Raw genomic sequence first — 12,055 nt, forward strand, 5'->3', positions numbered from 1 at the left:
TGGCGGCGGAATATACGGCCCAGCCAGGGCCGGCGGCAAGCGCGGGCGCGGCGAACTTCAGTCGGAGTCGACGAAACGCAGGCCGGCGCCTTCGGCGTCGGTGCGCATGACTTCCATCTCCAGCACCGGCGCTTCCATGGGCAGGTCCTGCACCTGGCCGTGCACGCGGGTGCCGGGAGCAAGCCCGGCCAGCGCCGCGTGACGCACGTAGACGCCGCCGTCGGAGAGGTCACGGGTGTGGCCGATGACCTCGCCGAAGCTGGGGTGGACGATCTTGATCCTGCACTTCATCGGGGTACGCGGGTACTGCCTCTGATTCGCCATGCTCGGCATCCGTCCGGAATGTCAGCGGCATAGTCGGCCCGATCCGCCGCCGCCGGTCAAGCGGCCAGTTGCCCCAGCAGCCAGAGGTTGGCACCGCTGATGACCACGAACAGCAGCCAGGCCAGCGCGCGGGTCGGCCAGCGGTTGGCGAATTCGCCCATCAGCGCGCGGTCGCTGGTGAAGCGGATCAGCGGCCAGAGCGCGAAGGGCAGCTGCAGGCTGAGCACCACCTGGCTGAACACCAGCAGCTTGCCCACCGCCCTGTCGCCCATCAGCATCACCCCCAGCAGCGCCGGGATCAGCGCCAGGGCGCGGGTGATCAGGCGGCGCTGCCAGCAGGGGATCTTCATCTGCAGGAAGCCTTCCATGATCACCTGGCCGGCGATGGTGCCGGTGAAGGTGGAACTCTGCCCGGAGGCGAGCAGGGCGACGCCGAAGAGGATCGCGGCCAGGCCGGCGCCGACCAGGGGTTCGAGCAGGCGGTAGGCGTCCTGGATCTCGGTGACGTCGGCGTGCCCGGTCTCGTGGAAGGCCGCGGCGGCGAGGATCAGGATGGCGGCGTTGATCAGCAGCGCCAGGCTCAGCGAGACCACGGTGTCCAGCCGCGCCAGGCGGATCGCCGAGGCCTTGCCCTGGCTGCCGGCCACCGCGCGGGTCTGCACGATGGAGGAGTGCAGGTAGAGGTTGTGCGGCATCACGGTGGCGCCGAGGATGCCGATGGCCAGGTACAGCGGCTCGCGCTGGCTGAGGGTGTCCAGGCTGGGCACGAAGCCGGCGGCGACGTCCGGCCAGTACGGCTTGATCAGCACCAGCTCGACCACGTAGCAGGCGCTGATGGTGATGATCAGCCCCAGCATGATCGCCTCCAGGTGGCGGAAGCGCTGGCCCTTGAGGCCGAGGACGATCAGGGTGTCGAGGGCGGTGAGAAGGATGCCGCCGGTGAGGTTCACGCCCAGCAGCAGGTGGAAGGCCAGGGCGCAACCGAGCACCTCGGCCAGGTCCGTGGCGACGATCGACAGCTCCGCCAGCAGCCACTGGACCTTGGCCATGGCCGGGCTGTAGCGCTGCCGCGAGAGCTGCGCCAGGTCCTGCCCGGTGACGATGCCCAGGCGCATGGCCAGGCACTGCAGGACCATGCCGGCGAGGCTGGACAGCAGCACCACGTAGAGCAACTGGTAGCCGAAGCCGGAACCGGCCTCGATGGCCGTGGCCCAGTTCCCCGGGTCCATGTAGCCGATGGACACCAGCAGGCCAGGCCCGGCGAACTGCAGGATGCGCTTCCACAGCGGCGCGCTGGGCGAAACGACGACGCTGCCCCTGACCTCGGAAGGGCAGAAGGGCGCGGTGGCGGTAGTCGGCAATCCCCACATGTCAGTTCAATACCACCTGGCTTCGCCTTCCGGGCGCTTCTTGAAGCGCTTCATGGTCCACATGTACTGGCTCGGGTAGTCGCGCACGTAGCGGGCCAGCTCGCGGCTCAGGGCGGCGACCGAGACTTCCATGTCCTTGTCGTACATGTCCGCCGGCGCGGCTTCGAGGATCACCTTGTAGCCGCTGCCGTCGGGCAGGCGCACCGCGTGGAAGAACACCCCGCGCGCCTTGCCGCGCGACAGCAGCGAGGGCACGAACTTGCTGGTCAGCGCGGTGGTGCCCAGGTAGGGCACGAACAGCCCCGAGCCCAGGTCCGGCTCCGGGTCGCACGGGATGCCGACGCAGCCGCCGCGCCGCACTTCCTTGATCACGCTGATGATGCCTTCGGGGGTGGACGGCGCCACGCGGTTGCCCAGCTGCACGCGCTGCTTCTTCAGCAGTTCGTCCACCGCCTTCAGCTTCGGCGGGCGGTAGAAGATGATCGGCTTGGCGTAGGAGCAGTAGAAGTGGTTGAGCACTTCCCAGTTGCCCAGGTGGCTGGTGATGCCGACCAGGCCGTCGCCGGAGGCCAGGGCCTCTTCCAGCACCTCCATGCCCTCGACCTCGCGGATGTACTGCAGCGACTTCTGCGGCGGCCAGATCCAGGCGCAGGCGCTCTCGGTGAGGGTCCTGCCGATGTCCATCAGGCTCTGGCCCAGCAGCTTGTCCAGCTCCGCGGCGGACAGCTCGGGGAAGCAGTGCGAGATGTTGATGCGCGCCACCTCGCGGGAACGGTTGGGCAGCTTCCACATCAGCCAGCCGATGGCGGCCCCCAGCCCCTGCACCGCCCGCCAGGGCAGCATGGCGAACAGGCGCAGCCCACCCACCACCAAGGCACCTTTGAATTTCTCCACGGAATGCTCCTTCAGCCGAATGCGCACATTCTAACCAGCGGGCATGGGCGAAGGCGAAAGGCGACTGTCGATCAGGGCGATAGAGCAGCCCTTCGCACTGCTCTTCTCTTCGTAGGAGCGAGCTTGCTCGCGAACGAATGCCGCAGCGGGGCCATTCGCGAGCAAGCTCGCTCCTACGAGAAGCAGGGCGTCAGGACAGCTCGGCGTAGCGGTCGCAATCGGTGGTGTGGTCCATCACCATCCCCGTGGCCTGCATGAAGGCGTAGCAGATGGTCGGCCCAACGAAGGTGAAGCCGGCCTTCTTCAGGGCCTTGCTCATGGCCTCGGCCTCGGGCGTCACCGCCGGGACGTCGCCGCGGCCGCTGAAGTGGTTGACCTTCGGCTGGCCGCCGACGAAGGACCAGAGGAACTCCACCGGCTCGGGCAGTTCCAGCCAGGCCCGGGCGTTCTGTCGCGCGGCCTTGAGCTTGGCCAGGTTGCGGATGATGCCCGCATCCTGCATGCGCTGCTCGATCTCCTCGTCGCTCATGCGCGCCAGGCGCTTGGGGTCGAAACCGAACAGCACCTCGCGGTAACGCTCGCGCTTGCGCAGCACGGTGATCCACGACAGCCCGGCCTGGGCGCCTTCGAGCACCAGCAGTTCGAACAGCGCCTGCGGGTCTCTCTGCGGCACGCCCCACTCGGCGTCGTGGTAGGCGATGTACAGCGGGTCGTCGTTGCACCAGAAGCAGCGGGGCATGGCGGTCGTCCTGACGGGGCGAAGGGAAGTCCCACTATAGCCGGAACACTGTATGAAAATACAGTCAAATACCCGCTTCCCGCCGTTTGCGAATTCATCCGAAAACGTGCGTGCACCCCAAGCGGTGCGCGGCTTCGGGTATACTGCGGGGTTTTCGTCGCATACCCAGCACAGGTGAAATTCGTGAGCCAGACTACGCCCGCCGTGCGCACCTTCCAGGACCTGATCCTCGCCCTGCAACAGTACTGGGCCGACCAGGGCTGCGTGGTGCTGCAGCCCTACGACATGGAAGTTGGCGCCGGCACCTTCCATACCGCCACCTTCCTGCGCGCCATCGGCCCGGAGACCTGGAACGCCGCCTACGTGCAGCCCAGCCGCCGCCCCACCGACGGCCGCTACGGCGAGAACCCGAACCGCCTGCAGCACTACTACCAGTTCCAAGTGGTGCTCAAGCCCAACCCGGAGAACTTCCAGGAGCTCTACCTGGGCTCGCTGAAGGCCATCGGCATCGACCCGCTGGTGCACGACATCCGCTTCGTCGAGGACAACTGGGAATCGCCGACCCTCGGCGCCTGGGGCCTGGGCTGGGAAATCTGGCTGAACGGCATGGAAGTCACCCAGTTCACATACTTCCAGCAGGTCGGCGGCATCGAGTGCTACCCGGTCACCGGCGAGATCACCTACGGCCTGGAACGCCTGGCCATGTACATCCAGGGCGTCGACTCGGTGTACGACCTGGTGTGGGCCGACGGCCCGTTCGGCAAGGTCACCTATGGCGACGTGTTCCACCAGAACGAGGTGGAGCAGTCGACCTACAACTTCGAGCACGCCAACGTCGAGAAGCTCTTCGAGCTGTTCGACTTCTACGAAAGCGAAGCCAACCGCCTGATCGAGCTGCAGCTGCCGCTGCCGACCTACGAGATGGTCCTCAAGGCCTCGCACACCTTCAACCTGCTGGACGCGCGCCGCGCCATCTCGGTGACCGAGCGCCAGCGCTACATTCTGCGCGTGCGCACCCTGGCCCGCGCCGTGGCACAGAGCTACCTGCAGGCGCGCGCGCGCCTCGGCTTCCCGATGGCCACCCCCGAACTGCGTGACGAAGTACTGGCCAAGCTGAAGGAGGCCGAATAATGAGCGCGAAGGATTTCCTCGTCGAACTGGGCACCGAAGAGCTGCCCCCCAAGGCCCTGAAGAGCCTCGGTGAAGCCTTCCTGGCCGGCATCGAGAAGGGCCTGAAGGCCGCCGGCCTGACCTACTCGGCCGCCCGTTGCTATGCCGCGCCGCGCCGCCTGGCCGTGCAGATCGACCAGCTCGCCGTGCAGCAGCCCGACCGCACCGTGAACCTCGACGGCCCGCCGCTGCAGGCCGCCTTCGACGCCAGCGGCAACCCGACCCAAGCCGCCCTGGGCTTCGCCAAGAAGTGCGGCGTGGACCTGGCGCAGGTCGACAAGAGCGGGCCCAAGCTGAAGTTCAGCCAGAGCATCCCCGGCCAGCCGGCCGTGGGCCTGCTGCCGGGCATCGTCGAGGCCTCGCTGAACGAGCTGCCGATTCCCAAGCGCATGCGCTGGGCCGCCCGCCGTGAAGAGTTCGTGCGTCCGACGCAGTGGCTGGTGATGCTGTTCGGCGACGAGGTGGTGGAGTGCGAGATTCTTACCAAGAAAGCCGGCCGTGAATCCCGCGGCCACCGCTTCCACAACCCGGACAACGTGCTGATCTCCAGCCCCGCCAACTACCTGGAAGACCTGCGCAGCGCCCACGTGCTGGCCGACTTCGCCGAGCGCCGCGAGATCATCGCCAAGCGCGTCGCCGAGCTTGCCGCCGAGCAGAACGGCAGCGCCATCGTGCCGCCGGCCCTGCTGGACGAAGTGACCGCCCTGGTCGAATGGCCGGTGCCGCTGGTGTGCTCCTTCGAGGAGCGCTTCCTCGCCGTGCCCCAGGAAGCGCTGATCACCACCATGCAGGACAACCAGAAGTACTTCTGCCTGCTGGACGCCAACGGCAAGCTGCTGCCGCGCTTCATCACCGTGGCCAACGTGCAGAGCAAGGCCCCCGAGCACATCGTCTCGGGCAACGAGAAGGTCGTGCGTCCGCGCCTGACCGACGCCGAATTCTTCTTCAAGCAGGACCAGAAGCAGCCGCTGGAGCGCTTCAACGAGCGCCTGAAGAACGTGGTCTTCCAGGCCCAGCTCGGCACCGTGTTCGAGAAGGCCGAGCGCGTCTCCGCCCTGGCCGCCTTCATCGCCGAGCGCATCGGCGGTGACGCGAAGAACGCCGCCCGCGCCGGCATCCTCTCCAAGTGCGACCTGGCTACCGAGATGGTCGGCGAGTTCCCGGAGATGCAGGGCATCGCCGGCTACTACTACGCCACCGCCGGTGGCGAAGCCAAGGACGTCGCCCTGGCGCTGAACGAGCAGTACATGCCGCGCGGCGCCGGCGCCGAGCTGCCGGGCACCCTGACCGGTGCGGCGGTGGCGGTGGCCGACAAGCTCGACACCCTGGTCGGCATCTTCGGCATCGGCATGCTGCCCACCGGCAGCAAGGACCCGTACGCCTTGCGCCGCGCCGCCCTGGGCGTGCTGCGCATCCTCATCGAGAAGCAGCTGGACCTCGACCTGGGCGAGGCCATCGCCTTCGCCGTCGGCCAGTACGGCGACAAGGTCAAGGCCGAGGGCCTGGCCGCCCAGGTGCAGGACTTCATCTTCGACCGCCTGCGCGCGCGCTACGAGGACGAAGGCGTGGACGTCGCCGTGTACCAGGCCGTGCGCGCCCTGACGCCGACCGCGCCGCTGGACTTCGACCAGCGCGTGCAGGCCGTGCAGGCCTTCCGCCAACTGCCCGAAGCCGAGGCCCTGGCCGCCGCCAACAAGCGCGTGTCCAACATCCTCGCCAAGGCCGAAGGGGAGGTGCCGCAGAGCGTGAACGCCGGCCTGCTCAACGAGGCCGCCGAGAAGGCCCTGGGCAGCGCCGTGGCGGCCGCCGAAGGCGAAGTGGCGCCGTTGGCCCGGGCGCGCGACTACCGCAGCGCCCTGGCCCGCCTGGCGGCCCTGCGCGCCCCGGTGGACGCCTTCTTCGAGGAAGTCCTGGTCAACGCCGACGACAGCGCCGTGCGCGCCAACCGCTACGCCCTGCTGGCGAAGCTGCGTGGGCTGTTCCTCGGCGTCGCCGATATCTCTCTGCTTGGCTGAAGCCAGTCGAAAGCCGCAAGCCCCAAGCTGCAAGCACGCAGTCTTGTGGCTTGCGGCCTGGAGCTTGCCGCTATGAAGTTATTGATCGTCGACCGCGACGGCGTCATCAACCTGGACTCCGACGCGTACATCAAATCCCTCGACGAGTGGATTCCCATTCCCAGCGCCATCGCCGCCATCGCCCGCCTGAGCAAGGCCGGCTGGACGGTCGCGGTGGCCACCAACCAGTCCGGTATCGCCCGCGGCTACTACGACCTGGCGACGCTGGAAAGCATGCACGCGCGGCTGCGCGAGCTGGTGGCGGAGCAGGGCGGTGAGCTGGGCCTGATCGTCCATTGCCCCCATGGACCCGACGAAGGCTGCGAGTGCCGCAAGCCGAAGCCGGGTATGCTCAGGCAGATCGCCGCGCACTACGACGTTCCGCTCAAGGGCGTATGGTTCGTCGGCGACACCCGGGGTGACCTGGACGCCGCCCTGGCCGTCGACTGTCAGCCCGTGCTGGTGAAAACCGGCAAGGGCGAACGTACCCTGGCCAAACCGCTGCCCGAAGGCACGCTGGTCTTCGACGACCTGGCCGCCGTCGCCTCCCACCTCTTGCCCTAAGGACCCGCTGACCATGTCGACAGTGCAGGCCATCAGAACCGTTCTTTTCTACCTGCTGCTGTCCGCCAGCGCCTTCCTCTGGGGCACCCTCAGCCTGCTGATCGCGCCCTTCCTGCCGTTCCGCGCGCGCTACCGCTTCGTGGTCCAGCGCTGGTGCCGCTTCGCCGTCTGGCTGGCCTGGCACATGGTCGGCGTGCGCTACCGCCTGAGCGGCCTGGAGAACATCCCGCAGAAGCCCTGCGTGATCCTCTCCAAGCACCAGAGCACCTGGGAGACCTTCTTCCTCTCCGGCTACTTCGAGCCGCTGAGCCAGGTGCTCAAGCGCGAACTGCTGTTCGTGCCCTTCTTCGGCTGGGCCCTGGCCCTGCTCAGGCCCATCGCCATCGACCGCAGCCAGCCCAAGCTGGCCCTCAAGCAGCTCGCCAAGCAGGGCCACGAGCGCCTGCAGCAGGGCGCCTGGGTGCTGATCTTCCCGGAAGGCACGCGCATCCCCACCGGCGAGCTGGGCAAGTTCTCCCGCGGCGGCTCGGCCCTGGCGGTGAACGCCGGCCTGCCGGTGCTGCCAATCGCCCACAACGCCGGGCACTGCTGGCCGAAGAACGGCTGGGCCAAGCACCCGGGCACCATCGAAGTGGTGATCGGCCCGCTGATGCACGCCGAAGGCGAGGGCCCGCGCGCCATCGCCGAACTCAACCAGCGCGCCGAGGAATGGGTGGCGCGGACGCTGCGCGAGATGGGCGAGCTGCCGGCGCAGGCAACCCCCAAGGCCGACGTGGCCTGAGGCGGATAACCCAGCTGTAGCGAACAGGGCCCAAAGGGCCCTGTTTTCGTTTCTGGCGCACGATAAGGCGTTACGGCAACCATCCCCTGGATTTTGTCCGATACGCCCTCCACGCGCGTCCCAGGCGGCCTATAAGCTCAAGGGCAGGCCCCAGGGAAGAGCGCTCGCCATGCCTTCGATCGAACCGCGTCCAGCCACCTCCATCCTGCTTCTGCGCGAAGCGGAGGAGGGCACGGGGCTGGAAGTCTTCATGCTGCTGCGCAATCCCCAGGTGGCCTTCTGCGGCGGCGCCCTGGTGTTCCCCGGCGGCAAGGTGGAACAGGCTGACGGCCATGCCCGGCTCCGTCAGCATTGCCTAGGCGCAGATGCCCTGGACGATGACGAACTGCGTTTCCGGGTGGCGGGGCTGCGCGAGCTGTTCGAGGAGAGCGGCATCCTCCTGGCGCGGCGCAAGGGCAATGAACAGTTGCTCGACGGTGCCGAGCTGGTCGAGCTGAAAAGCCGCTGGCAGGGTCACCTCCAGGGCGACGTAGGTCGCTTTCTGGACCTACTGCAGGATGAAGCGCTGCACCTGGCCATTGACCTGCTGGAGCCCTTCGCCCACTGGATCACCCCGGCCTTCCTCGACAAGCGCTTCGACACGCGCTTCTTCATCGCTCCGGCGCCGGCGGGACAGGCTGCTCTCCACGACGGCGGCGAGGCGGTGGACTCGCTGTGGATCAATCCGCGGCGGGCGCTGGAGGAGGGGGAAGCGGGGCGCCACAGTCTGGTCTTTGTCACCGCTCAAAATCTTCGTCTGCTGCTGGGCATCGACAGTCTCGCCCAGGCACTGGACATGGCCCGCCAGCGCCCAAGGCGTAGCGTGCAGCCTTGGTTGGAGGAAATTGGCGGCATCCGTCATCTGTGTATTCCCGAGGATGCGGGTTATCCCGAGGCGGTCTTTCCGCTGAGACCCGGCGCGGGTTTCTGAATCCGTTTTCCGCATAAACGCCCTCCTTGGTCGGAGAGCGGCTTCGGAGCAAGCCCAACAATTGCCCTAATGGCGTTTCCTATAGGGAAGAGGCGTGAACCCGATCCTCCGCCCCGACCTCGCCATATCCCGGAAAAAAGAAACGTAGGGCGGATAACGCCTACGGCGTTATCCGCCGAATCGCGAACAGAGTCCTACGAAGAGCACCTCGGCGCGACCGGCAAGACAGTTGCTCCTACGGTTCAGGGAAGCACGGGCGTAGGAGCGGACTCCGTCCGCGATTGGCCTCACCAGTCCCGCCGAATGCCCCGGTGGCACGGCCAACGGCGGATAACCGCGAACGGTTATGCGCCCTACGCGCTCCTTCGCTCGCGAGGGTGACGGGGGATGATCAGGCGTTTCAGGACGACACCGAACTCTCCGCCTGCTCCGAACAACCCCCTCTCCCTCTGGGAGAGGGCTGGGGTGAGGGAGCGGAACCAAAGCTAGGATGCCTTCGCTGAACCATGGCAGAGCCTAAAAAACAGCATTACAACCACCGCTCGGCAATTTGGCTTTATGGTAATTGCTTTGCCGTCAGGCCCACGGCCTGGCGGCCGATGAGGTCGAAAGAAGGTCGTTTCATTGTGAAGGTCGATAAGGATCAGTTGGAACATTTGCGGGCGGAGAACGCTCGCTTGATCAAACTACTGGAAGCCCACGGCATCGACTGGCGCCTGCCTGACAGGCAATCGAGCCGCACCCCGGCCGTTTTTCCCCAGCCAACCAAGCATCTCGATACGGACGCAAAGCTGGCGCTTTTCAAACGGCTCTTCCGCGGCAGGGCCGATGTGTTCCCCATACGCTGGGAAAGCAAGGCCGGCAAAACGGGCTACTCGCCTGCCTGTGCCAATGAATGGCGTCCGGGCATATGCCAGAAACCTCGGATCAAGTGTGGAGATTGCTCGCATCGCCAACTGCTTCCACTTACCGACCAAGTGCTCTACAGGCATCTGGCTGGAGAGATCGTGATCGGCGTGTATCCGCTGCTCCCGGATGACACCTGCCATTTCCTCGCAGTGGATTTTGACGAAGCCGATTGGCGAGACGATGCCCGGGCATTCATCCACTCATGCCAAGAGCTGAACGTACCGGTTGCATTGGAGGTTTCGCGTTCCGGCAATGGCGCCCACGCCTGGATATTCTTCGAACACAAGGTTCCCGCCCATGAAGCCCGACAACTCGGCTCGGCCATCATCAGCCACACCTGCGACCGTACCCGCCAATTGACGCTGGCGTCCTATGATCGCTTGTTTCCGAATCAGGACAGCCTGCCCAAAGGCGGCTTTGGCAACCTCATCGCCTTACCCCTGCAGAAACGGGCTCGCGCGCATGGTGGGAGTGTCTTCGTCGACGAAGCACTGGCTCCCTATCCGGATCAATGGGCATTCCTGGCCAGTCTTCAGTCAATGCCCGTGCAGGCCATTGCCAGCATTACGCTACTGGCCACGGAGGGGCGTCATCCCCTGGATGTCATCGAGGTGACGGATGAGGATGAACGCAAACCCTGGCACAAGCCCTCGACGACTCCCAGAAAATTGAGCGGCCCTCTGCCAAGCTCGGTGAATGTGACGCTGGCCAACCAGATCTATTTCGAAAAGACGGAACTCCCTCAGCCGTTGGTCAACAAGCTGATCAGGTTGGCGGCCTTCCAGAACCCCGAGTTCTACAAAGCCCAGGCCATGCGTCTGCCGGTATGGAACAAGCCGCGGATCATCGGTTGCGCAGAGAATTTCCCTCGCCACATTGCCCTGCCTCGGGGCTGCCTCGATGAAGTACGGACGCTGCTGCACGAGAATGCGATCAGCCTAGTGGTTCACGATGAGCGCTACGCAGGGCAGCCTATCGAAGTCGACTTCTCGGGCAAGCTACGTTATGACCAGGAAGCCGCCCTCGAAGCCGTGACGCAATACGAGACAGGGGTTCTTTGTGCACCTACCGCATTCGGAAAAACCGTTACTGCCGCGGCCCTGATCGCCAAGCGGCGAGTGAACACACTGATATTGGTGCACAGAACCGAATTGCTACAGCAGTGGAAAGAGCGCCTGCAGGCTTTCCTTGGAGTCGACAAGGCTGCTGTCGGCAGTATCGGAGGCGGTAAGGCAAGGCCCACGGGCATCATCGACATCGCATTGATGCAGTCGCTATCCCGTAAGGGCGAGGTCGACGAGCAAGTGAAGCGGTACGGACAAATCATCGTGGATGAATGCCATCACCTGTCGGCCTTTTCGTTCGAGGCCATCCTGAAGAGCACTCCTGCCAGGTATGTGCTGGGCCTGACAGCCACACCGATACGCCGGGATGGCCAGCAGCCGATTATCTTCATGCAGTGCGGGCCGATACGGCATACGGCGGCCAGACCCGAAAGCGCCCCCGCCGATCTGCTCGTGCTGCCGCGGTGGTCGTCCAGGCCGATCGTTACGCAAGAAGGTGCAGGTATCCAGGAGGTCTTCCTGCAGGTATCCAGGGATACGGAGAGGACGGAACGGATCGTTGCTGAGATAGCAGCGGCCTTCAACCAGGGGAGGAAGATCCTGGTACTGACGGAGCGAACGGACCATCTCAATGCGCTCGAGGAAAGGTTGCCCACGCAGATCAAGAACCTGTTCACGCTGCATGGGCGGCTTTCCAGAAAACAGCGTACAGCCCTCATGGAAGGCTTGGCGGCTCTGCCTGCCGATGCGCCCCGGGTAATCCTGGCCACCGGCAAGCTGGTGGGCGAAGGCTTCGATCATCCTCCTCTGGATACGCTCATACTGGCCATGCCGGTCTCCTGGAAGGGAACGCTCCAACAGTATGCGGGGCGGCTACACCGTGAACATTCGAGCAAGACGGATGTACGCATCATCGACTTCGTCGATGCAGGGCACCCTGCCTTGCATCGGATGTGGGGCAAGCGGGAGGCAGGTTATAGAGCGATGGGCTATCGCTTTGCGGAGGCATCCAGTTCCCTGGAACTGTTCGGTCCGGCCATAGCCGTCGACGACAATAGCGATTAGCCAAGCCAAGGCTGCGGAAGCCGGAATGACTCACGCCCGATCACCGGTAGCAACCATTCTGGCGAGCAGCCATAAAAAACCCCGGCTGACCTTTCGGAGAGCCGGGGTTTTCAAGAGCAGCAGGGCAGCTAACGTCTAGCAGGATATCCGT

At 65.4% G+C, this 12,055-nt stretch carries 10 protein-coding genes; 6 read left to right on the forward strand and 4 right to left on the reverse strand.

Going from position 1 to position 12,055, the window contains the following annotated elements; genetic code table 11:
* Positions 1 to 57: 57 nt before the first annotated feature.
* The 4 genes from M8R19_RS16035 to M8R19_RS16050 form a co-directional block, all read right to left on the reverse strand.
* Positions 58 to 324: a PilZ domain-containing protein gene (locus M8R19_RS16035; RefSeq protein WP_009614462.1), complete on the reverse strand. Its 267-nt coding sequence runs from the start codon at positions 322 to 324 to the stop codon at positions 58 to 60.
* Between the two features lie 56 nt (positions 325 to 380).
* On the reverse strand, positions 381 to 1,694 hold the full coding sequence (locus M8R19_RS16040) for an Nramp family divalent metal transporter (RefSeq protein WP_074980772.1): 1,314 nt from the start codon (positions 1,692 to 1,694) through the stop codon (positions 381 to 383).
* A gap of 6 nt (positions 1,695 to 1,700) precedes the next feature.
* Positions 1,701 to 2,588 carry a lysophospholipid acyltransferase gene (locus M8R19_RS16045; protein ID WP_009614460.1) on the reverse strand — a complete coding sequence of 296 codons (888 nt, stop codon included), beginning with the start codon at positions 2,586 to 2,588 and terminating at the stop codon, positions 1,701 to 1,703.
* A 190-nt stretch (positions 2,589 to 2,778) separates the two neighbouring features.
* Positions 2,779 to 3,327 carry a DNA-3-methyladenine glycosylase I gene (locus M8R19_RS16050; protein WP_249918306.1) on the reverse strand — a complete coding sequence of 183 codons (549 nt, stop codon included), beginning with the start codon at positions 3,325 to 3,327 and terminating at the stop codon, positions 2,779 to 2,781.
* 183 nt (positions 3,328 to 3,510) lie between these two features.
* Between M8R19_RS16050 and glyQ the strand changes: the two genes are divergently transcribed.
* The 6 genes from glyQ (at position 3,511) to M8R19_RS16080 (ending at position 11,904) form a co-directional block, all read left to right on the forward strand.
* Positions 3,511 to 4,458 (forward strand): glycine--tRNA ligase subunit alpha, encoded by a 948-nt coding sequence (gene glyQ, locus M8R19_RS16055; protein ID WP_074980770.1) that lies wholly within the window; start codon positions 3,511 to 3,513, stop codon positions 4,456 to 4,458.
* Positions 4,458 to 6,512 carry a glycine--tRNA ligase subunit beta gene (gene glyS, locus M8R19_RS16060; protein WP_249918307.1) on the forward strand — a complete coding sequence of 685 codons (2,055 nt, stop codon included), beginning with the start codon at positions 4,458 to 4,460 and terminating at the stop codon, positions 6,510 to 6,512. The genes glyQ and glyS overlap by 1 nt, the downstream gene beginning before the upstream one ends.
* 72 nt (positions 6,513 to 6,584) lie before the next feature.
* On the forward strand, positions 6,585 to 7,115 hold the full coding sequence (gmhB, locus tag M8R19_RS16065; RefSeq protein ID WP_074980768.1) for a D-glycero-beta-D-manno-heptose 1,7-bisphosphate 7-phosphatase: 531 nt from the start codon (positions 6,585 to 6,587) through the stop codon (positions 7,113 to 7,115).
* A 13-nt stretch (positions 7,116 to 7,128) separates the two neighbouring features.
* Positions 7,129 to 7,896 (forward strand): lysophospholipid acyltransferase family protein, encoded by a 768-nt coding sequence (locus M8R19_RS16070; RefSeq protein WP_249918308.1) that lies wholly within the window; start codon positions 7,129 to 7,131, stop codon positions 7,894 to 7,896.
* Positions 7,897 to 8,065: 169 nt separating this feature from the next.
* Positions 8,066 to 8,866 carry an NUDIX hydrolase gene (locus tag M8R19_RS16075; RefSeq protein WP_249918309.1) on the forward strand — a complete coding sequence of 267 codons (801 nt, stop codon included), beginning with the start codon at positions 8,066 to 8,068 and terminating at the stop codon, positions 8,864 to 8,866.
* Positions 8,867 to 9,465: 599 nt separating this feature from the next.
* Complete coding sequence (locus M8R19_RS16080) at positions 9,466 to 11,904, forward strand: TOTE conflict system archaeo-eukaryotic primase domain-containing protein (RefSeq protein WP_249920187.1); 2,439 nt, start codon at positions 9,466 to 9,468, stop codon at positions 11,902 to 11,904.
* Positions 11,905 to 12,055: the final 151 nt, after the last annotated feature.

This window comes from Pseudomonas sp. R3.Fl (assembly GCF_023516765.1).
Classification (GTDB): domain Bacteria; phylum Pseudomonadota; class Gammaproteobacteria; order Pseudomonadales; family Pseudomonadaceae; genus Pseudomonas; species Pseudomonas citronellolis.